This window comes from Virgibacillus kimchii (assembly GCF_055379185.1).
In genome coordinates this window covers 2,661,531-2,682,322 of sequence record NZ_AP043951.1, presented here as the reverse complement: position 1 = coordinate 2,682,322, position 20,792 = coordinate 2,661,531, and the positions used below count along the sequence as shown (strand labels likewise).

21 protein-coding genes are annotated in these 20,792 nt (G+C 41.9%); 10 read left to right on the top strand and 11 right to left on the bottom strand.

What is annotated here, in order from left to right:
• Positions 1 to 159: 159 nt before the first annotated feature.
• The 4 genes from pstB to ACZ42C_RS12860 all read right to left on the bottom strand — a co-directional run bounded on the left by pstB (position 160) and on the right by ACZ42C_RS12860 (position 3,918).
• Positions 160 to 969 carry a phosphate ABC transporter ATP-binding protein PstB gene (gene pstB / locus ACZ42C_RS12875; protein ID WP_461182503.1) on the bottom strand — a complete coding sequence of 270 codons (810 nt, stop codon included), beginning with the start codon at positions 967 to 969 and terminating at the stop codon, positions 160 to 162.
• Positions 970 to 1,009: 40 nt separating this feature from the next.
• Positions 1,010 to 1,894, bottom strand: a complete 885-nt coding sequence (pstA, locus tag ACZ42C_RS12870) for a phosphate ABC transporter permease PstA (protein ID WP_461182476.1) — start codon at positions 1,892 to 1,894, stop codon at positions 1,010 to 1,012.
• Positions 1,895 to 2,836, bottom strand: a complete 942-nt coding sequence (gene pstC / locus ACZ42C_RS12865) for a phosphate ABC transporter permease subunit PstC (protein ID WP_461182477.1) — start codon at positions 2,834 to 2,836, stop codon at positions 1,895 to 1,897.
• A gap of 89 nt (positions 2,837 to 2,925) precedes the next feature.
• Positions 2,926 to 3,918 (bottom strand): phosphate ABC transporter substrate-binding protein PstS family protein, encoded by a 993-nt coding sequence (locus ACZ42C_RS12860; protein WP_461182478.1) that lies wholly within the window; start codon positions 3,916 to 3,918, stop codon positions 2,926 to 2,928.
• A gap of 70 nt (positions 3,919 to 3,988) precedes the next feature.
• Here ACZ42C_RS12860 and ACZ42C_RS12855 point away from each other — a divergent pair, with 70 nt between their 5' ends.
• Positions 3,989 to 4,714, top strand: coding sequence for an endonuclease III domain-containing protein (locus ACZ42C_RS12855; RefSeq protein ID WP_461182479.1), 726 nt, complete (start codon positions 3,989 to 3,991; stop codon positions 4,712 to 4,714).
• Between the two features lie 24 nt (positions 4,715 to 4,738).
• Here ACZ42C_RS12855 and ACZ42C_RS12850 read toward each other — a convergent pair whose 3' ends face one another.
• Positions 4,739 to 5,560, bottom strand: coding sequence for an alpha/beta fold hydrolase (locus tag ACZ42C_RS12850; protein WP_461182480.1), 822 nt, complete (start codon positions 5,558 to 5,560; stop codon positions 4,739 to 4,741).
• 210 nt (positions 5,561 to 5,770) lie between these two features.
• Here ACZ42C_RS12850 and ACZ42C_RS12845 point away from each other — a divergent pair, with 210 nt between their 5' ends.
• The 5 genes from ACZ42C_RS12845 to ACZ42C_RS12825 all read left to right on the top strand — a co-directional run bounded on the left by ACZ42C_RS12845 (position 5,771) and on the right by ACZ42C_RS12825 (position 10,292).
• Entirely contained in the window at positions 5,771 to 6,004 is a 234-nt protein-coding gene (locus ACZ42C_RS12845; protein ID WP_461182481.1) for an anti-repressor SinI family protein, read from the top strand.
• A 422-nt stretch (positions 6,005 to 6,426) separates the two neighbouring features.
• A complete protein-coding gene (locus ACZ42C_RS12840) occupies positions 6,427 to 7,686 on the top strand; it encodes an argininosuccinate synthase (protein WP_461182482.1) in 1,260 nt (419 codons plus the stop codon).
• A complete protein-coding gene (gene argH, locus ACZ42C_RS12835) occupies positions 7,683 to 9,086 on the top strand; it encodes an argininosuccinate lyase (protein ID WP_461182483.1) in 1,404 nt (467 codons plus the stop codon). The genes ACZ42C_RS12840 and argH overlap by 4 nt, the downstream gene beginning before the upstream one ends.
• A gap of 154 nt (positions 9,087 to 9,240) precedes the next feature.
• Positions 9,241 to 9,609 carry a CidA/LrgA family protein gene (locus ACZ42C_RS12830; RefSeq protein WP_461182484.1) on the top strand — a complete coding sequence of 123 codons (369 nt, stop codon included), beginning with the start codon at positions 9,241 to 9,243 and terminating at the stop codon, positions 9,607 to 9,609.
• Positions 9,606 to 10,292, top strand: coding sequence for an LrgB family protein (locus ACZ42C_RS12825; RefSeq protein WP_461182485.1), 687 nt, complete (start codon positions 9,606 to 9,608; stop codon positions 10,290 to 10,292). The genes ACZ42C_RS12830 and ACZ42C_RS12825 overlap by 4 nt, the downstream gene beginning before the upstream one ends.
• A gap of 102 nt (positions 10,293 to 10,394) precedes the next feature.
• Here the strand turns inward: ACZ42C_RS12825 and ACZ42C_RS12820 are convergent, their stop codons facing one another.
• Entirely contained in the window at positions 10,395 to 11,456 is a 1,062-nt protein-coding gene (locus ACZ42C_RS12820; protein ID WP_461182486.1) for an NAD(P)/FAD-dependent oxidoreductase, read from the bottom strand.
• 215 nt (positions 11,457 to 11,671) lie between these two features.
• Here ACZ42C_RS12820 and ACZ42C_RS12815 point away from each other — a divergent pair, with 215 nt between their 5' ends.
• The 4 genes from ACZ42C_RS12815 (at position 11,672) to ACZ42C_RS12800 (ending at position 15,255) form a co-directional block, all read left to right on the top strand.
• Complete coding sequence (locus ACZ42C_RS12815) at positions 11,672 to 12,316, top strand: LytTR family DNA-binding domain-containing protein (protein WP_461182487.1); 645 nt, start codon at positions 11,672 to 11,674, stop codon at positions 12,314 to 12,316.
• 155 nt (positions 12,317 to 12,471) lie between these two features.
• Positions 12,472 to 13,986 (top strand): acetyl-CoA hydrolase/transferase family protein, encoded by a 1,515-nt coding sequence (locus ACZ42C_RS12810; protein WP_461182488.1) that lies wholly within the window; start codon positions 12,472 to 12,474, stop codon positions 13,984 to 13,986.
• Between the two features lie 210 nt (positions 13,987 to 14,196).
• A complete protein-coding gene (locus ACZ42C_RS12805; protein WP_461182489.1) occupies positions 14,197 to 14,667 on the top strand; it encodes a hypothetical protein in 471 nt (156 codons plus the stop codon).
• 54 nt (positions 14,668 to 14,721) lie between these two features.
• A complete protein-coding gene (locus tag ACZ42C_RS12800) occupies positions 14,722 to 15,255 on the top strand; it encodes a D-glycero-alpha-D-manno-heptose-1,7-bisphosphate 7-phosphatase (RefSeq protein ID WP_461182490.1) in 534 nt (177 codons plus the stop codon).
• 84 nt (positions 15,256 to 15,339) lie between these two features.
• Here the strand turns inward: ACZ42C_RS12800 and ACZ42C_RS12795 are convergent, their stop codons facing one another.
• The 5 genes from ACZ42C_RS12795 to ACZ42C_RS12775 form a co-directional block, all read right to left on the bottom strand.
• Positions 15,340 to 15,966, bottom strand: a complete 627-nt coding sequence (locus tag ACZ42C_RS12795; protein ID WP_461182491.1) for an NUDIX hydrolase — start codon at positions 15,964 to 15,966, stop codon at positions 15,340 to 15,342.
• Positions 15,967 to 16,255: 289 nt separating this feature from the next.
• Positions 16,256 to 18,199, bottom strand: coding sequence for an FtsX-like permease family protein (locus tag ACZ42C_RS12790; protein ID WP_461182492.1), 1,944 nt, complete (start codon positions 18,197 to 18,199; stop codon positions 16,256 to 16,258).
• The gene (locus ACZ42C_RS12785; RefSeq protein WP_461182493.1) at positions 18,189 to 18,950 is read right to left on the bottom strand and encodes an ABC transporter ATP-binding protein; all 762 of its coding nucleotides are present in this window, start codon (positions 18,948 to 18,950) and stop codon (positions 18,189 to 18,191) included. The genes ACZ42C_RS12790 and ACZ42C_RS12785 overlap by 11 nt, the downstream gene beginning before the upstream one ends.
• Before the next feature lie 94 nt (positions 18,951 to 19,044).
• Positions 19,045 to 20,049 carry a sensor histidine kinase gene (locus ACZ42C_RS12780; protein ID WP_461182494.1) on the bottom strand — a complete coding sequence of 335 codons (1,005 nt, stop codon included), beginning with the start codon at positions 20,047 to 20,049 and terminating at the stop codon, positions 19,045 to 19,047.
• Positions 20,046 to 20,738: a response regulator transcription factor gene (locus tag ACZ42C_RS12775; RefSeq protein WP_461182495.1), complete on the bottom strand. Its 693-nt coding sequence runs from the start codon at positions 20,736 to 20,738 to the stop codon at positions 20,046 to 20,048. The genes ACZ42C_RS12780 and ACZ42C_RS12775 overlap by 4 nt, the downstream gene beginning before the upstream one ends.
• Between the last annotated feature and the right edge of the window lie 54 nt (positions 20,739 to 20,792).

Genomic DNA, 20,792 nt, shown 5'->3' with positions numbered 1-20,792 from the left:
AGTATTAGAAAATCTCGCATTCTCTCGCCTTTAAAATGGCTGTATCAGTTTTTTAAAATTCAGGACTTAAAATGTCAACTTCCTTAATTAGACTTCTTTCTTAACGTGAAATAAAAGGGGAAAGCGGGTTTTTACCGTTTTCCCCTCATCCCTTTCCATTCACCCAAACCTCCCTGAAATATAATCCTCTGTCCGTTCATCTCCAGGATGGTTAAAGATGACATCCGTATGGTCGAATTCAACAACCTCGCCGTTCAGAAAGAAAGCGGTCCTATCGGATATACGCGCTGCCTGCTGCATGTTGTGTGTGACAATCACAATAGAATATCTTTCTTTTAAATGCTGAATCAGTTCTTCCACTTTTGCGGTTGACCTCGGATCCAAAGCAGATGTCGGTTCATCCATTAAAATCACATCCGGCTCAATGGCAAGGCAACGGGCAATGCATAGACGCTGCTGCTGGCCACCAGAAAGGCCATACGCATTTTCTTTCAACCTGTCTTTAACTTCGTCCCATATTGCCGCATCACGAAGACTTTTTTCCACAATTTCATCGAGCACTTTTTTATTGCGGATGCCGTGTATTTTTGGTCCGTAGGCAATATTTTCATATATGGATTTTGGAAATGGGTTGGGCTTTTGAAAAACCATGCCGACCCGGGTTCGCAGTTCTTCCACTTTGTATGATTTATCAAGGATGCTCTTTCCTTTATAGCGAATTGTGCCGGTAATCCGGACGTTCGGCACAAGTTCGACCATTCGGTTTAACGTTTTAATATAGGTGGATTTCCCGCAGCCCGAAGGTCCGATGATGGCTGTTACTTCCTTTTCATACATCGGTAAATTAATCTCTTTTAATGCATGGGTTTCACCGTACCATAAATTTAAGTCTGTCGTATCGTAAACCAGTGGTTTTAATGCATCTGCTTCTGATTTCAATTTATTTTGCTGTTTTGTTCTTCCAATCATATCGATGGCTTCTGTCACCGTACTCATTTATACCCACTCCTTAATATCTTTGTTGGAATTTATTCCTAATTAACACAGCAGTTGCATTCAATGTAAACAGCAACAAGAGTAAGATGATAATCGTTGCTGCAGCAAGATTTGCATATTCCGCCACGAGAGAAGCATCCAGTGTCCAGTAGTAAATTTGCATGGGCAGTGCGGTAAATTTATCCATGAATCCGCCGGGAAACGGGATAAGCAATGCTGGGATCCCCAGGGCAGTTAATGGGGCGGTTTCCCCGATCGCCCGGGAAAGCGCCAGTATGGATCCTGTTAAAATTCCCGGCAGTGCTGCAGGAAGAATGATATTTTTAATCGTTTGCCATTTGGACGCGCCCATTCCGTATGATGCTTCGCTTAAATGCTGTGGAACAGCCCGTAATGCTTCTTGCGCTGCCACAATTACAATCGGAAGCACAAGCAGGGAAATGGTCAATCCACCGGCGAGGACGACGTTTCCAAGATCCATGGCTCGGACAAAAACAGTCAGTCCGAGCAGTCCATAAACGATGGAAGGGACCCCGGCCAAGTTAGAAATGTTTGTTTGAATCAGCGATTGCAATTTGCCTTTTTTGGCATACAGTTCCAGATAAATGGCTGTACATACTCCCAAAACCATCGTTACCGGAATGACGACAAGCATAAGCCAAAACGTGCCGAGGATGGCCCCCATAATGCCGGCCCGGCCCGGATCCGTCGATAATGCGCCAGTTAGAAAATCTATATTGATCCAGGAAATACCCTGCGTTATTACACGTGCTATCAATACACCCAATATAACAATTCCGAATAGGGTAGCAGACAGAAATATCGCCTTAAAGAATTTATTTTTCAGTAATCTGCCGTTAATTCTTTTTTCAATTTCGACTTTATTAACCAGTTCCATTTAATATTCCTCCCTGAATCTTCGAGAGACATAGCGTGCCAGTAAGTTCATGATTAGTGTAAAAACAAATAATGTCATGGCAACAGCATATAAGCTGTAATAAATAGTCGTGCCGGCTGCAGCGTCGCCACTTGCCACTTCGACAATATATGCAGTCATCGTTTGCATGGATTGCGTCACATCAAATGAGAAGTTTTTTGAGCTGCCGCTGGCAATCGTTACGATCATCGTTTCCCCGATGGCGCGGGAAATTCCAAGTACAAAGGAGGCGATAATGCCGGATAATGCGGCCGGAATGACCACCCGGAACGTTGTCTCCAATTTTGTAGCCCCCATAGCCAGTGCACCTTCCCGCATGGAATTTGGCACGGAAACCATTGCGTCTTCCGATAACGAAGCAATCATCGGTATAATCATGACACCCATCACAATCCCCGGACTGAGAATGTTGGTCACTTCGACAGATGGGATAATACTGCGGATGACCGGGGTAACAAACGTAAAGGCAAAAAATCCATAAACAATGGTAGGAATTCCTGCAAGCACTTCAAGGAGCGGTTTTAACGTTCGACGTACATTTTCGGATGCATATTCACTTAAATAAACGGCTGTCATGATACCAATTGGCCCTGCTACCAGAATGGCAATAAATGAAGAGATGAGCGTTCCAGCTAGCAGTGGCAATATGCCAAATTCAGGGTCCTGGCTTAAAGGCCGTAACACCGTGCCTGTAAAAAATTCTACAAACGGTACGCGCTGGAAAAACTCAATTGTCTCGGATAATAGCGTTATAATGATGCCGGCCGTAGTTAAAATGGATATCGTAGTAATTAGAAATAGGAGGGCAGGAATCAACTTTTCCTTCAAGTGAAAGAATCGCTTATTTTTACTTTTTGCATCAATCATATCTCTGACAGAAACGGCACCTTGTTTATTTGCCATTGTTTGTTTCTCCTTCCGGCTGAAAAGTCACAAGAGGATGAGAGTATACATTTACCCTCATCCGCCCATGATCGTTTCATCATTTTCAATTACTGCAATGCTTCCAGGTCTTCTACCAGGCTTTGTGCTTCTTCTTCAGGAATGGGGGCAAATCCTGTTTCTCCGGCAAAATTATTTACATTATTCATGACATACATTGCGTAATCCAGAACTTGTGGTTTTTCTTCTGCATGGTTCATGTTTAAGTAAGTAAATACCGGACGGGTGAAGTCCGCATAATCTCCGTCTTCGGCAATGGTGTCAAGAGAAGGTTCCACCGGACCGCTGTCAAAGTCCACGCTCACTGCCTGAAGGGCATCCTGGTTATTTACATAGTAGCCAAATCCAAAGAATCCAATGGCGTTTTCATCTTCTGCCACAAGTGTTACAAGGGTTGAGTATTCCTGTTGAAGGTTCACATCATCTCTTAAATCCTGTTCTTCAAGAATTTCTTCATAAAAGAACTCATATGTTCCATGATTTTCGTTTGGACCGACTGGATTGATTTCTTCATTTGGCCACTCCGGATTTATATCTGACCATGTCTCCACTCCGCCGTCAGCTAAGAAAATACTTGTTAATTCTTCCGGTGTCATTTCCGTAGCCCATTCATTATCAGGGTGTACAACAAAAGTGAGTCCATCAAGTGCTACTTTTAATTCCTTTGGTTCAAATCCGAGATCTTCCGCAGCTGCTTGCTCATCTTCTGAAATGGGACGGGATGCATCATTGAAATCCGTTCCGTCTTCTGCCAGGAATCTTTCAAATCCGGCACTTGTTCCTGCGCGGGCTACTTCCACGGATACGCCCGGCTGTTCGTTAAGCATATATTCCTCAGCAAGTCGGGACATTAATGGATAAACTGTTCCGGAACCATCTATTTCCACACTGCCTTCCAATTCTGTTGACCCGCTGTTATCTGCACTTGCGCTTTCTGTAGATGTTTCATTTTCCTCTGTATTTTCTTCTTCCCCTTCTGCTCCGCATGCCGCAAGTCCAAATACTGCAGCTGCTATAAGCAGGAATAATAGAAACTTTTTCATCTGCTAAGTCCTCCCTGTATTGTTTTAACCTCAATTTCAAGTATAGGGGGTGATTGTTAAGGGAGTTTGTATGCAATGTAAAGTTTATGTAAATTGCCGTTTTACCGGTGAATCATGTACAGTATTAGGACAGCCAAGGAAAGGGATGAAGGGGAAAATGGAGATAACCTATTATTCTATCTACAGACGACTGCTTCATTATTATGGACCGCAAGGGTGGTGGCCGGCTGAAACGGATTTTGAAATGATGATCGGCTCCATTCTGGTTCAAAATACAAATTGGAAAAATGCTGAAAAAGCACTGGCAAATCTGGACAGCTATTTACAGCCTCAAGATTTGCATCAGCTTGGAGAAGAAGAACTGGCCCGGCTGATCCGGCCAAGCGGCTATTATAATATGAAAGCAAAAAAGATCAAAGCATTCTTGGACTGGTATCAACAATATGACTACACTGTTTCCTGTTTAATGAAGAAGGAGAAAAACGAGCTGCGCAAGGAATTGTTAAATATATACGGGATCGGCAAGGAAACAGCCGATGTCATTCTTTTATATGTCATGGAAAAATCGGTTTTTGTTGCGGATAATTATGCAAGAAGGATTTTTTGGCGGTTGGGTTATGATGTGCCCAAGCCCTATGATAGGTTCAGAGAAATGGTGGAGGAGGATCTGCCGGAAGATGTACCTTTATTTAATGAGTATCACGCTTTGCTGGTGGAGCACGGAAAAAGGCATTGCAAAACTGTTCCGATTTGTCAGCAATGCCCTCTATTGGATATTTGTGAGCAAAGGTTTTAGCCTTGGGAAGGGAGGGGAGGGGATTTACTCCTCCAACGCGAATTCCCGTATTTGTTCCGTAAGTTTTTCGGGGATTTCATCGGTAAATAAATGCCCTGTATTCGGATGGATGAGGAGCTTGGCATTCGGCAGATCATTATGCAGTTTTTTTGCTACTTTTAAGGAAACGACACGATCTTCTTCTCCATAAATTAATAGAGCCGGAGTTGTAATTTTTTTCACTTGCTCCGAGCGTAAATCACCTTCCCGATAGCGGGCCAGACGGAGCAGGGACTTGTAAAAGTTCTTTTCATTTAATGGTCTGCTGTATTCTTCTATCATTTCTTCCGTGATCACTGAGTGGTCGGATAGCGCAATTTCCAGTGTGGATCTAACGCCCTGTTTTTTCACTCTTCTTTTAATGAAATGGTAAAAATAAGGTGCATACGAAAGCAATTTGATCCAGTGGTTGGAAGGGCGCAAATAGCCTGAACTATTTAACAGGATCAATTTTTTTACTTTCTCAGGAAAAAGCTTTGCTGTATACAAACTGATTTGTCCGCCCATGGAATGGCCGACCAGATACACATCCTTCAAATTAAAATAATCAATGCAATCAGCAATAATTCCTGCGAAGTTTTCGTAGGAATTAATGAATTTTACGGATTTTTCACTCCGGCCAAACCCCGGCAGATCAATGGCAATGACGGAAAAATGCTTTTCCAGGAGCGGCATCATTTTATGAAAAGTATAAACAGAAGCGACTAGTCCGTGGATGAGCAGGATGGGAGGTTTTCCGTTTAATTTGTATTCGCAATAGATGTTTACGTTGGCAAGTTTTATTGTTGTTTTATGAAAATGGTTCATATGATCCGTCCTGTTCTAATGGTGTGGTTACTTTAATATTAACAAAAACTGCAGGTTGGAGGAAAATATATGTTTTTGCAGCTATAGCTGTAAATGTTCAGGAAAATATAAAAAGTTGTGTGTTTTTAACTTTCTTTTAACCTTTGGCTTATAGAATGAGGGCAATGATTACATAAGGCATCTTAATTAACGGAAAGGTGGAGACGGAGCGTGCATTCAGTGACATGGAGAAAAGCAGAGGAAAAAGAACTGGATCAGGAATGGATGGACCTGATCAAAGAAGCAAAAAATGCAGGACTTACTGTTAAAGACGTCCGCCGATTTTTCAACAAACAGCGGGAAGGTTCTCCTGCAACACCACTGAGTAACGCTAAAGACAGCAGAATATCGGTTGGAAGCAGCATGGTTGAGGAAGCGGGAATGGACGGAAGTTTGCGGGCTTAAACCGGCAGTAGAATCTTTTTTATGAGGAAGGCAATACTTTAGCCTGAAGAGTATGTATACTGAAATGAAATACTACCAAGGTGAAAACTGACAAAATAAGAAAAACCGATACTTCATAGTCCTTTTGACGATGAGCTGGATAGAATAGTCATGAGCGAAATAAAATAAGCCAATCGACCCAACCCAAAAATGGAACAGACTGCCGAATAGCTTTAATGGGTCTCACCACTAATGGAGTGAACCCCGACTCCCTTCGATACCAGGCAAGCAGCGTAAAGCTTGCCTGGTTTTTTTAACCCCTGCTATATTGTCGTACTATTCAGAATTGAGGGGTCTGACCCCTTTTAATGCAATTTCTTCTTGAATAATTATTCATTTTAATGCATAATAATCCATACACGTAAATAAAGGGGATGGATGTTATGAGCAAGAATAAAATTGTGCTGGCTTATTCCGGCGGGCTTGACACTTCTGTAGCGGTGAAATGGCTGCAGGATAAATATAACTATGACGTTATCGCAGTCGCGCTTGATGTTGGAGAAGGAAAGGATTTGGAATTTGTAAAAAATAAGGCATTGGATGTTGGGGCGGTCAAATCCTACGTGATTGATGCAAAATCTCTTTTTTCCGAGGAATTTGTGTTGCCTTCCCTGCAGGCAAATTTATTATATGAAGCAAAATACCCGCTGATTTCTGCATTATCCCGTCCGTTAATTGCCAAGGTCCTGACTGCTATTGCGGAACAGGAAGGCGCAGTAGCTGTAGCACATGGCTGTACTGGCAAGGGAAATGATCAGGTGCGTTTCGATGTGGCATTTACATCGCTCAATCCTGACTTGAAGATTGTTGCTCCTGTACGTGAGTGGGCCATGTCGAGAGAAGAAGAAATTCAATATGCACAAGAACATAACATCCCAATTCCCATTGATGTGGATCATCCATTCAGTATTGACCAGAATCTGTGGGGGCGCAGCAATGAATGCGGAATTTTGGAAGACCCATGGGAAGAAGCGCCTGAAGAAGCTTTTGACTTAACAACTGATCCTGTGGAAGCACCGGATGAACCACAGGTAGTGGAGATTGCGTTTGATCAGGGTAAGCCTGTTTCCCTGGACGGGATAGTGCTCCCGCTTGATGAACTTATTTTAAAACTCAATGCTGTTGCCGGAGACCATGGAGTGGGGCGGATTGACCATGTGGAAAACCGTCTTGTCGGTATTAAATCCAGGGAAATTTATGAAGCACCTGCAGCCATTACTTTGATCTCTGCTCATCAGGAACTGGAGGCGCTGACTTTACCGAGGGAAGTTTCTCAATTTAAGCCGGTCATTGAGCAGAAGTTTGCCCAATCTGTTTATGATGGTCTTTGGTACTCCCCATTGACTGAGGCGCTAAAAGCTTTTATAAAAGAAACGCAAAAATATGTCTCTGGAACAGTAAAAGTAAAACTGTATAAAGGGCATGCACAAGTAGTCGGCAGAGAATCAGCCAGCTCACTTTACGACTTTGACCTGGCTACCTATAACAAGGGGGATGCCTTTGACCATGAAGCCGCACTTGGATTTATTAAGCTGTGGGGCTTGCCGACAAAAGTCCATGCTTCCGTCAACAAAACGCATAAAGAAACGGAACGTTCCATCAATGAACTCATTCTGGATGTAAAGGAAGCTGTGAAAAAATGAAACTATGGGGAGGACGATTTACAAAACAGACAAATGAATTGGTAGATGAATATACAGCATCCATTTCTTTTGATAAAAAGTTGGCAGCTTATGATGTGCAGGGAAGCATTGTCCACGTCAACATGCTGAAGAAATGCAATATTATTTCTGAAAAAGAAGCAGACACCATTTCTGCCGGGCTTGAAGCAGTTTATAAGAAGATTGAAACCGGGGAAGCTGTGCTAAATGAGGAAGATGAAGATATCCATATGAATGTGGAACGGCTGCTCATTGAAGAAATCGGCCCGGTCGGGGGAAAACTTCACACAGGAAGAAGCAGGAATGACCAGGTTGCACTGGATATGCGCCTCTATTTGCGGAACGAACTGCTCCATATCAGTGATCAGCTGGTTACATTGCAGGAAGCGCTGTATAAACAGGCGGAGACAACCCTTGATGTGGTACTGCCGGGATACACACATCTGCAGCGTGCGCAGCCGGTATTGTTTGCTCATCATATGATGGCGTATGTCTTTATGTTTCAACGGGATGTGGAGCGGATTGCCGACAGTTTTAAACGGGTGAATAAGTCTCCGCTCGGGGCCGGAGCCCTAGCAGGAACCACATTTCCGATAGACCGGGAATTTGTTGCGGAACAGCTCGGGTTTGATGGCATTTGTGAAAACAGTCTGGATGCAGTGAGCGACAGGGACTTTGTCATTGAGTTTCTTTCCAATGCATCCCTGATTTCCGTGCATCTTTCCCGTTTATGCGAAGAACTGATCCAATGGTCCAGTGCCGAGTTTCATTTTATAGAACTGGACGATGCGTTTTGTACAGGTAGCAGCATGATGCCGCAGAAGAAAAACCCGGATGTGGCGGAACTTGTGCGTGGAAAAACGGGAAGAATATATGGGAACCTCATCGGTATGCTGACCACCTTAAAGGGGCTTCCGCTAGCTTATAATAAGGATATGCAGGAAGACAAGGAAGGCATGTTTGATTCGGTGGATACGCTGAAAGGAGCACTGGCTCTTTTTGCTCCCATGGTTGAAACGATGCAAGTGAAAAAGGAAAACATGTATGAAGCTGTAAGGAAGGATTTTTCCAATGCAACGGATTTGGCGGATTATCTTGTCGGAAAAGGTATGCCTTTTCGGGAATCGCATGCCGTTGTCGGACAGGTGGTGCTGCACTGTATCAATGAAGGGAAGTATCTTCTTGATATGAGCCTGGAAGAATTGCAGTCATTTTCCAGTATGATTGCAACGGACATATTTGAAGTGCTGACACCGGAAGCGGTGGTGAACGCGCGAAATGTTGCTGGAGGTACAGCAAAAAACAGGGTGGAAGATCAGTTGGAAACAGCTGCATCGCTCTTTGAAAGAAATAAAACCTGGATCCGGCAGCAAACAGGATGAAACATGGGGACGATTTTCCTGCTAGCAAAAACCTCCAACAGGAAAACCGTCCCCGTGGCATATATTGTTGTAATATTCGGAATTGAGGGGTCTGACCCCATGGTTGGATTTTCGTGTATAATGGTTTCATATCTACTTGGGGGAGAGACTTTCGTTGGGTAAGGCAGTTAGGGTAGTTTTTCAGATTGGAATTTTATATGCTTTGTATTTTGTCGGGGAGTGGGTGGCGGATCTGTTCGATTTGCTTATACCGGGCAGTGTGATTGGTATGATTCTCCTATTGGGACTGCTTTTTATAAAAGGGCTGAAGTTGGAATGGGTGGAGGAAGGAGCGGATTTTATGGTCCGGCATCTTACCTTCTTTTTTATTCCGGCAACAGTTGGGATTATGCATTATTATGAGGTTTTTGCAGGTAAAGGATTTTTGCTTGTGATTATTGTACTGTTTAGTACGTTGCTCGTCATCGTGTTCTCCGGTTTGACCGGACAGATGCTGTGGCAGAGGAAGGAAAGAAAACAATGAATGTTGTAATTATAGTACTGGCAGTCCTGCTGACGGTCTCCGCATATACTGCGGCAAGAAGGATTCATAATAAATTTACCAATCCATTTACAATACCGATTATTTTAGCCACCATTTTTATTATCATTATATTGACAGTTTTTCATGTTCCGTATGAGACCTATATGATTGGAGGAGAGTGGATCAACAAATTGCTTGGCCCTGCCGTGGTGGCTTTGGCTTATCCGCTTTATTTACAGCGGCGTGTATTGATAAAAATGGCTGCTCCCATTTTCATCGGTACTTCTGTGGGAGCTTTCATCGGCGTGGTAAGTGGCTTGCTGTTGGCTCAGCTTGCGGGTTTCAGGGAAACAATTTTGTATAGCATTACGACAAAATCGGTTACAACACCTGTAGCGATGGTGGTCACTGATACGCTTGGCGGCATTACTCCCCTTGCTGCGGTATTTGTGATGATTGCGGGAGTTGGCGGGGCACTGATGCATCCATATATTTTCCGGCTGTTTCACTTGCATTCCCAAATTGGACGCGGGATTGGTATGGGAAGTGCTGCCCACGCCATTGGCACTGCCGAGTCAATGAAGCGAAGCCAGCTGGAAGGGTCCGTCAGCACTATTGCGATGGTATTGAGTGCGGTATTTGTTTCTCTTATCACGCCCGGGTTGGTTTCTCTGCTCATGTAGGGAGCGGGACACTGGATGAAGAGGTGAATAAACTTTTAACGCTTCCCCCACTATTATGCCAAATATTAAAAAAGCTCCTTGACAGGAGCTTTTACTACTATACTAGTGACGTTTGTTCAGCCACAGCACGCCACTTTTTGCAATGCGCGGCAGCAGGCCTGTCATCGGTTTTTGCATCATATTGCCGAAGCCGTCCGATTTTCCGAGGGAGCCCAATGTTCCTTTTAACTTAATTTTTCCCGGTTTCTTTGGCTTTTTCCCTCTCAATACATCAAAGAGTATTTCAGCCAGTTGTTCCCCTTGCTGTCCGGCCAGTTGCGCACTTGGAGAAAACTCCGAGGAAGCACAGTCACCCAATACGTATACATTCTCTTTTTCAGGAACCTGATAAAATTCATTTAAAATAATTTTTTCCTGGTTATCCTTTGCAAATGGCAGCTCACGGACCAAATAATTTGGTCTTACACCAGCAGTCCATATGGTTACATCATTGACATAGCAAATGCCGTTATTGCAGACCCCGTCTTTTTCCACATATTCCACATTGGCATGATGGATCACATCAACATCATTGGCTACAAACCATTCCGCGACATATTCCTGAATTTTTGAATCAAATGCTTTTAAAACGGTGGAGCCCCGGTCAAGCAAACGTATATTTAAGTCCGGCCTGCTCTCCCGTATTTCTGATGCAACTTCGATTCCGCTTAATCCGGCTCCAACTACGGATACTTTACCATAGGCTTTTAAATTGTTGACTGCAAGTCCGGTATAACGAACGTTATGGAAGGTTTGTACACTATTTGTAAATTCGGCAGCCCCTTCAATACCGTGGTAGTTATCTTCACAGCCCAAGCCGATGACTAAATAATCATATGGTATAACTTGACTCGAGTCGCTAAAGGTAATTTCTTCATTTTCGGTATCAATCCTGTTGACTTCCCCATAAACGTACTGTACGCGCTTATCGTCCGGGAAGGCCAGGCGCACATCTTTTTCAGCCGAGGTTCCAGCTGCAATCGTGTAAAATTCTGTCTTAATGGAATGATAGGGATTTCGGTCGATCAGTGTTATTTCTATATCATCCGGCAGCTGATTTTCAAGTAGCCCCAGCAACGTTTTCAGCCCGCCATATCCCCCACCCAAAATAACTAAACGTTTCATAACAAAACCCCGCTTTTGCTCATGATCTATGTATACCACATATATTGTAACGAAGATGAAAGCGGTTGTCACTATTTTCATTGAAACATAGGGACGGTTCTTTTGTTGCAGTTGACCTCCTTAAAGTTGGACTATGCTATACTGAATTATATAATTTGAAGTAGGGTAAAGCCCGCTTCATTTGCAGGTCAAAACATATTATAAGGAGCTTACTCATGGAAAAACTGACAATTACATCATTGCTGGATGTCATTGGAGAATTGTTCTCCGATGAAATTTCCATTGCTGTTTCCAATACAAAGGAATATATTTATTACCGGCCGAGCAAACGGATTGATCTGAAAATCAGGCCGGGGGACCCAATAAAAGAAGGAACGCTTGCTTATAAAGCATTGGTGACTGAACAGAAAGTTTCTGAGTTTATTCATCGGAATGTGTATGGTGTTCCTTATCATGGCATGGCCGTACCAGTTCATTTTGGTGAAAAACTGGAGGGGTCTGTCCTGGCGATCTATCCTGCATTAACAGAAGGAAAGTCGGTTATAACCGTAAAAACCTCAGATGGATGGAAGCCAATCCCTTTTAGTGAAGTTAAATATATTGAAACAAAGGATAAAAAAACCCATGTTTATTCTGATAGAGTGAACGGATCCCATAAGAATACATTGCAGGAATTCGAATATACGCTGCCGATGGAATCGTTCGTTCGCTGCCATCGTTCATTTATTGTAAACGTCAATCACATCCGGGATATTTTTCCTGACACCCATTCCACTTTTCAGCTCGCAATGGATAATGGGGACATGATTCCGGTAAGTCAATCCTATTCAAGTTATTTTCGTAAACTTTTGGGTTTTTAAATCTTCATCCGCCTGGGGCAAAAATCTGCTGGCTTATCAGCCTATTTTTCTATTTTAACAATTATTCTTGTTTTTTCTCCTCTTTTCCGCAATAAAGAAAGCGCTTCAGTTACAATAATCCTTACATTAAAAAAAGAGATATAGGAGAGATGGACATGGAGAAAGAGTTACATCGAATAGAGGATCCAAGCCTTCATAAACGTGTTGTAACTGCTGATGAAGCGGCTTCATGGATTCAGGATGGTATGACATTGGGGTTAAGTGGTTTTACACGTGCGGGTGATGTGAAAGCGGTTCCGACTGCATTAATAAACAGGGCAGAAAATGGAGAGGACATAAAAGTAAACGTATTCACGGGAGCTTCATTGGGTTCTGACATTGATAAAATGTTTGCTGAAGCAGGCATTGTGAATAAACGTTTGCCGTTTCAGGCAGATCCCACCATGCGAAAAAAGATCAATCAAGGGGAGCATTTATTTGTTGACCATCACTTATCCCATACGGCTGAATTATTGCGGGCAGATGTAATTGATACCGTTGATTATGCTATATTGGAGGCGATTTCAATTACGGAAGATGGAATGGTAATACCAACTACTTCCATTGGAAATTCGCTGGCATTTGCAGAGAATGCAAAGGGGATTATTATAGAAATCAATACGACGCAGTCAGAACTGCTTAAAGGGGTACATGATTTATACAGTCCGGGCAAACAGGGAGAACGATCTCCCATTCCATTAACGAAAGCAGATGATCGTATAGGTACCATTGGTATTCCGGTGGATAAGGAAAAAATAAAAGGCATTGTATTTACAAATCAGGAGGATTCGCCATCGACCATTGTGCAGCCGGATGAGGAAACAAAAATGATGGCTGACCATATACTGGCATTTCTACGGAAGGAAATAGAAGCCGGCAGATTAACTGAGCGGCTCGCTCCATTGCAATCAGGGATAGGTTCAGTGGCGAATGCTGTACTTCACGGTATGGTCGATTCCGAGTTCAAAGACTTGGAAGTCTATTCCGAAGTGCTGCAGGATGCAGTATTTGACTTGATCGATGCCGGGAAAGTGAATGTAGCCTCCTGTTGTTCGATTACGTTATCTGAAGAAAAAATGAGAAACGTATTTAATCATTTTGAAAAATATAAGGATAAGCTAATCATGCGTCCGCAGGAAATTTCCAACCACCCGGAGGTCATTCGCAGGCTCGGATTAATTTCCATTAATACGGCATTGGAATTTGACATTTATGGAAATGTAAATTCCACGCACGTCTCCGGAACAAAAATGATGAATGGGATTGGCGGTTCCGGTGATTTCGCCCGAAATGCCCGCCTGGCTATTTTTGTAACAAAATCAATTGCTAAAGACGGAGACATTTCAAGTATTGTGCCATTTGCATCCCATATTGATCATACGGAGCATGATGTGGATGTAGTGGTAACAGAGCAGGGATATGCGGACCTGCGCGGTTTGGCACCAAGAGAGCGGGCACCTCTCATTATTGAAAACTGTGCCCATCCAATGTACCGCGAACAATTATGGGACTATTACAACGAAGCGTTGAAAAACGGCGGTCAAACACCGCATCAGCTGGAAAAAGCACTATCATGGCATATTAACTTTGCCCGAAATGGTTCCATGCGTGAACTTGTAGGGCAGAACTAAAAATGGTCAACCAGAAAAATTTAGTATTCTGGCTAACCTTATAATACGAACGGGGCAGCTTATAAACAAAGGGGATTTCATATAAAAAAGCTGATTTCTCTTCCGGGGGGAGGGGAGATCAGCTTATTTTATTGTATAAAGAGTGTATGGACTTTAATAAACTGAAATGATAGAATACTCCTACATAATTTTGTGTAAGAAGGTGTTTGCGTGCAATTTCAATATACAGACGAAAAGAACTGGGCAAAAAAAGCTTATGGAGGTTTTGCTACTGCACTTGTCGGCCTGTTTCTCCTTGTTTTTCAATTTTATTTTCAAAAGGGACCTATTGAAGGTCCGGTCGTTTTTTTTAGCTTTATTCCTTTTGTTGTCGGGTTGCTGCAGGGGCTATACTATATGAGCAAGCATGAACAGGAGTATATCTATTTGGAAGAAGATCTGTTAACCATTTACAACGGCCCGCTGTTACCGAGGACAACCATTCATTACGCAGATATCGATTATTGTATAGTGGTAAGTAACCTGCTTATGTTTAAGCTGCAGAATGGAAAAGAAAAACAAATTAATACAGACTACCTATCGGGAAAAGATTTTTCCTTATTACGTAAGGAGCTAAAGAAGAGAGTAAAGGCAGATTTGTTTCGTGCAAGTCCTCATGTTCATAAAAATGTGAATGAATGATCGAACCGATGGGAAATCTATCAATAGATATGATCGACTAAGGAGGCGGTTCATTTGCAATCCGGTATATTCCTGGACCGTGATGGGGTCATTAATGAGGTGCTGACCGACCGAGTGAAATTCGTAAATACGCGCGCAGATTTATATTTGCTGGATGGTGTGGGGGAAGCGATTAAAATGTTTAATGATGCGGGCTATAAGGTGTTTGTAGTGACAAATCAGGGCGGGGTTGGCCTTGGTTTTATGGAGGAGACAGAGTTATTGAATATACATATGAAAATGACTGGCGATTTGGAAGAATTCGGCGCTGTAATCGATGATATTGCCTTTTGCCCGCATAAACCGAAAGCGAATTGTGCCTGCAGAAAACCCAAGCCGAAAATGATTTTCGATCTGGCAGAAAAGCATGGGATTAATTTGGAGAAAAGTTATATGATTGGGGACAGGGAACCTGATATAACGGCGGGAAAACGGGCAGGGACAAAGACAATTCTTATTGGAGAAAGAACCAATCAACAGGAGGTTGGAGCTGATTTATGTTTTTCTGACCTTTTATCTGCTGCTCAATGTTTATTGAAAGAGGGTTGATAAAACTTCCGGCAAACGAACCCAAAATAATGTACCCAAATGAGTTAATATACTCATTTGGGTCCTGGAAGTAAAGTATTAAGCCTATAGAGGTTCCTGCCTGATCAAGTCAATAAAATGCGTGAGAATTTTAGCAGTCAATCCCCAGATAACTTTTCCGTCATACTTATAAAATAGTTCCTCTATTTGCCTTACCTGCCAGTTATAATCTTTTCCGCCGACAATTAATTCAAATGGAAAAGACTCTTCCGGTGTTATTTCGACGTTTACTTTATGTCTTTCCGGTTCTGTTTTCAGGAAGAAAGACAGCGGCACAGTGAAAACTTCTTCCACCTCTGCTTCCTGTGGTATCATCTGTTCCGGGTTTGTAATGGTTCCAATGAATGGATATATAATTCTCCCCATATCTGCTACCAGATAATCAAGCGGAATTACTTTTTGAATGTTTTTTTCATCCATCCCCAATTCTTCCGTCGTTTCACGAATGGCGGTGTGCATTGGGGTCTCATCCTGTTTATCTATTTTCCCGCCCGGAAAGCAAATGTCTCCCGGCTGTGATCGCAATTTGAAGGATCTCACTTCAAATAGAAGGTGGAGTTCATTATCTTTTTCAAGTAGAGGAATGAGAATAGCAGATTTTTTAAATTTTTCATAGCCGAGTATAGTAGGCTGCCGCTTTTGTAATTTGTCCAGAATCTGTTCAAGTTCCAACCTTTCACCTCCATATCAATAGATATATGCACAACTATTTTCTATTATACCGTTTTATGTATTGGGAAAGCCAATGAAGGGATTAGTTATAGAATTGGCTGGAGTAGAAGCTGCTATTGATCTATCCAATTAAACTTAGCCTATAACATGTTACGGTTCGTAAACTTAAATTGTAATCCATTCGTATTCTCTGGATTTATAAATTTCCTGAGAGTAAGTGTGTGATGTCAGTTAAATAATAGAAAAGGCACCTTTAAATAAGAGATTTAAAGGGCCCTCCTTGTTTAATTTACAAAGCATTTTTAATCACTTGTTTATAATAGAGCACGGAAAGCAATCCAAAAATGGAGTACAGTGCTGTATATACCAGCATGACAATAATCATTGGTGTCCAAAGTTCTGTGCCGAAAAAGAACCAGCCTGATTTTACGGCGAAGTAGCTGTGACTTAAGCCGACGATCAATGGGATCCCGAAATTAAACAGTTGTTTAATACGAATTCCCTTTACCATATCAGCCTGCGTGAAGCCGAGCTTGCGCAAGATCGTATAGCTTCCTTTCTCTTCCTCACTCTCATCCATTTGTTTAAAGTACAAAATACAGCCGGAAGTGATCAGAAAGCTTAAACCCAGAAATCCTACAATAAACATGAAAAGCCCCATCGTTTGTTTCTGTGATTGAGCTATTAGAAGTTGGGATGCATAGCCTGCATTCTCGATGAAATTTTCTCTAAATAACTCATTGGCAAATTCTAGATCTCCTGTACGATCAATATCAAATCCAACATAAACAGAGAATTCATTATAGAAATCATCAGGATTACGATCTGATTCCAGTTGTTCATAAATATGTTGATCAACCACGGCTACTGGAAAGCCACCACCTGTAAGGCGAGGTGGCAAAAGGTGTATATCCTCTTGTCCCATATACTCCATTTCAAATGAACTGTTTTCGCCGGACAGAGTAATCTCCCCGGAATCCGCCAACTGCATAAATTCTTCTAATGGACCAAGCGAATTAATGAATACTGTTTCGTCAGCAGCAACATCTATCTCCTCTACCTTTTCATCACTGATAATGGTGATGCTCGTTTCATCAGGTTCAAAAAAATCCTCATCATATGTTCCTATTACCTCTGAAAGATCCGCCTGTATTTCAATGAAATTAACTTTTGTCTCTGCATAGGGAATACCAGCCACCTGTAAAAGCTCACCAAATTCTATGGCATCCGCTTGATCAGGAATTGAAAAATGATTGGGTACCGCTTCTTCGGCACTCTTTTCCGCAGAATAATAGGTGATATATGTTAAGGACAGCAGCCCGATTGCCAATGCAGAGACAGTCGTAATAACCGTCAGCAGTATCGCATTTGACTTCATTCGGAACATAATCGAAGAAAGAGACAACACATCCTTCAGATACAAATAGCCATCCTTTTGCTTACGGATCAGATGAAAAATGAAACTGACGGAACCTTTATAAAACAGATAGGTTCCAAGAATGACCGAGCCTAAAATAGTGAGCATAGCGCCATATAATTCAATCATGGTTGTAAAGTTCCCGCCAAAAAGCTCTGTTGACAAATAATAACCAAAAACAATTAGGGCAATCCCGAGAACGCCAATAATAACCTGAAAGAAAGACATCCTTTGCACCTTTGTTTCGGAGGTGGAAACAACCTGGAACAAGGACAATATACTTTGCCTTCTAATAAATACATAATTCAAAATCATTATTAAGCCATAAATACCTGCAAATACAATCAACGTCTGAACCAAAGCATTCATGGAAAATTGCAATGCCGCAACCTCTTCAATCCCCGTTATTTTTAATAAAATCATCATGATAAAGCGCGACATGGCAAATCCGAGTAATACACCGACAAACAAAGAACCAAAGTAAAGCAATAAGTTTTCGACACTTAAAATGCTAAATATCTTCCCCTTCGTCATCCCAATTAATTGAAAAAGCCCAATTTCCTTACTGCGCCGTTTAATAAAAATGTTATTGGCATAGACTAAAAAGGTACCAACAATAATAATAAGGAAAACAGAAGCGGCTCTAAGTGCCGCAGCACCTCTGACAGAACCGGTTGTCTCGTCCATAGCCGGGTCATACTGTAACGTGACAAAAGAAAAATACAGGGCCGAAATGAAAATTAAAGCAAATACATACAAATAGTAATGCTTCAAATTCTTCTTCAGATTGCGAAAAATGAGCTGATTAATATTCATGCTGCACCCCACCAAGCACAGCCTGTGTTTTTAAAATATCCTGGAAAAATTCCTGCCTCGATTCATCCCCTTTATTTAACTGGGTATAAATCTGCCCGTCCTTAATAAATACAACTCGGCTGCTATAGCTGGCCGCAAGTGGATCATGTGTGACCATCACAATAGATGCCCCACTTTTTCCGTTCAAGTCACTCAGTTTATTTAATAAATCCGAAGCAGCTTTGGAGTCCAGAGCCCCTGTTGGCTCATCGGCAAAAATAATGCCGGGATCATGAATGAAAGCCCTGGCGGCAGAAGTGCGCTGCTTTTGCCCACCAGAGATTTCATTCGGATATTTATCCTTGATATCCCAGATACCAAGGTCTGTAGTAACCTGCCGAAACTTTTGATTGGCTTCTTTTTTCGAAACCTTTTTCACCGATAATGGAAGCAAAATATTTTCCTTTACGGTTAGCGTATCCAGCAGATTATATTCCTGAAAGATAAATCCGAGGTAATTTTTCCGGAAAGCGGCAAGTTGCTTTTCCTTCATGTCAGAGAGTTCTTTACCATCTATTAAAATGGATCCCTTCGTCATATGATCGATTGAAGAGAGCACGTTCAAGAGCGTCGTTTTCCCTGATCCGGATGCTCCCATAATGCTCAGGAATTCCCCTCTTTCTACGTGAAGATCAATTCCTTGTAAAACTTCCTGTCTATTGAATTTACTTCCGAAGCTTTTATGAATTTTTGTCGCTTCTAAAATAGTCATTGTGTATCACTTCCTTTGCTAACAGCATAACCATTTATCGGAAAAAACTCCTGTCATTTTCCTAACAAAAGAACAGAGGCATATGACAATGTTGTCACATGCCTGTTAGTTGAATAAATTCATTACTCTTTGGGAAGATCAAGGTAAACGTTGTCCCTTCACGCAGTCGAGAAGTAACTTGCATACGAATATTCATTGAATGGGCAACCTTTTTGGCCAAATATAATCCCATTCCGGTAGAGGCACTGTTGGCGTGATCAGCTGTTGAAGTAAAACCTTTATCAAAAATACGCGGGAGATCACGCTGATCAATGCCCCGACCATAGTCCTGAATTGTTAAAGTAACCTGTTCCTGTTGAATGTCACTATACATCACTATGTCAGAAGACTCGCTATACTTCACAGCATTTGTTAAAAGCTGTCTCAAAATAAAACCGAGCCATTTTTCATCCGTGTAAACATCTGTAACAGGGAGTGTTAAATCAACACCAATTCCCTTTTTTATACACCATGATTGCAATACTTTAATCTCCTGATGAATGATTGGTTTTAAGGATGTCTTTTCAATGTACAAGTCATTTTGGATTGAAGGGATACGCCGCTGATGCAGCTGCTGATCAATGAGCAAGTGGAGCCTTAGCCATTCATAACGTAACTGGGAAGCAAGCTGCTTGTCCTCGACCCGGTCAATCATTAACTGCATTGTTGTCAGTGGTGTTTTTATTTCGTGAACCCAAGATAGAAGCTCGTCCTTTTCCAATTCCAGCTGATAAAGCTGGTCGTTAAGCAAATTTTTGTATTCATCCATTTGTGTCTTGGCATGTTCTGCAGTTATGCGTTCAAAAGGTGTTCTTGCTTCGGGAGCGGCAATTATTTCATCTGTAAGATCCCACTCCTGTAATTCTCTGTAAAACTTTGACTCTCTGAAGTAGCGAATAACCAGAAACAGAAGGAAGAAAATGATGGATAGAAATAATATATATACGATGGATAAGGTGGGTATGGACGCATCCAAAAACCCGAGAAAAAGGATCATCAAGTGCAGCATGATAAAAAACAATATCCAGCTTCGTCTTTCTTTTAAAAATTGGATTATCATAGAGCCGTTTCTTCCTTTGCGATATACCCTTGGCCGACCTTGGTTTCTATAAATTTACCAAGCCCAAGCGTATCCATCTTTTTACGCACTCGGTTCACATTTACCGTTAAAGTGTTGTCACTGACGAAACGTTCGTCTTCCCACAATTTCTCAATCAATTCCTCACGGTGGACGATTGTATTTTTCTTTTCCACTAGAATTTTTAAAATATACATTTCATTTTTTGTAAGTTCAACTGTTTTTTCGTTGTTTGTTACTGTCCCTTTGACATAGTCGATTGTCGCATCATGCCATGACTTCATTTCCGGCTGTTGTTCGGTATTATAGTTATAAACCCTTCTCAAAGTGGCTTGGATTTTAGCGATCAGCACATCGAAATGAAATGGCTTTTGAATAAAGTCATCCGCACCAAGCTGCATGGACATTACCATGTCTGTCGGATGATCGCGTGATGACAAAAAAATAATCGGCACATTGGAATGGGCACGAATCATTCTGCACCAGTGGAAACCATCAAACTTTGGCAGCTGTATATCAATAATCACTAATGCTGGCTTGCTTTCCGTGAATTCCTGTAATACATTGGAAAAATCAGTTATCCCAAAGACATGATATGACCATTGGGACAGGCGTTCTTTGATTTCTTCAAATAAAGTTGTGTCGTCTTCTATAACCATAATTTTGAACATATATTTCACCACGCTGCTAAGATTGCTTTTATCAAACTCTATAGTTTAACTAAA

Coding starts and splice junctions, on each gene's coding strand:
- pstB (WP_461182503.1), bottom strand. CDS start 969: ATGATTGGAAGAACAAAACAGCAAAATAAATTGAAATCAGAAGCAGAT.
- pstA (WP_461182476.1), bottom strand. CDS start 1,894: ATGGAACTGGTTAATAAAGTCGAAATTGAAAAAAGAATTAACGGCAGA.
- pstC (WP_461182477.1), bottom strand. CDS start 2,836: ATGGCAAATAAACAAGGTGCCGTTTCTGTCAGAGATATGATTGATGCA.
- ACZ42C_RS12860 (WP_461182478.1), bottom strand. CDS start 3,918: ATGAAAAAGTTTCTATTATTCCTGCTTATAGCAGCTGCAGTATTTGGA.
- ACZ42C_RS12855 (WP_461182479.1), top strand. CDS start 3,989: ATGCAATGTAAAGTTTATGTAAATTGCCGTTTTACCGGTGAATCATGT.
- ACZ42C_RS12850 (WP_461182480.1), bottom strand. CDS start 5,560: ATGAACCATTTTCATAAAACAACAATAAAACTTGCCAACGTAAACATC.
- ACZ42C_RS12840 (WP_461182482.1), top strand. CDS start 6,427: ATGAGCAAGAATAAAATTGTGCTGGCTTATTCCGGCGGGCTTGACACT.
- argH (WP_461182483.1), top strand. CDS start 7,683: ATGAAACTATGGGGAGGACGATTTACAAAACAGACAAATGAATTGGTA.
- ACZ42C_RS12825 (WP_461182485.1), top strand. CDS start 9,606: ATGAATGTTGTAATTATAGTACTGGCAGTCCTGCTGACGGTCTCCGCA.
- ACZ42C_RS12820 (WP_461182486.1), bottom strand. CDS start 11,456: ATGAAACGTTTAGTTATTTTGGGTGGGGGATATGGCGGGCTGAAAACG.
- ACZ42C_RS12815 (WP_461182487.1), top strand. CDS start 11,672: ATGGAAAAACTGACAATTACATCATTGCTGGATGTCATTGGAGAATTG.
- ACZ42C_RS12810 (WP_461182488.1), top strand. CDS start 12,472: ATGGAGAAAGAGTTACATCGAATAGAGGATCCAAGCCTTCATAAACGT.
- ACZ42C_RS12790 (WP_461182492.1), bottom strand. CDS start 18,199: ATGAATATTAATCAGCTCATTTTTCGCAATCTGAAGAAGAATTTGAAG.
- ACZ42C_RS12785 (WP_461182493.1), bottom strand. CDS start 18,950: ATGACTATTTTAGAAGCGACAAAAATTCATAAAAGCTTCGGAAGTAAA.
- ACZ42C_RS12780 (WP_461182494.1), bottom strand. CDS start 20,049: ATGATAATCCAATTTTTAAAAGAAAGACGAAGCTGGATATTGTTTTTT.
- ACZ42C_RS12775 (WP_461182495.1), bottom strand. CDS start 20,738: ATGTTCAAAATTATGGTTATAGAAGACGACACAACTTTATTTGAAGAA.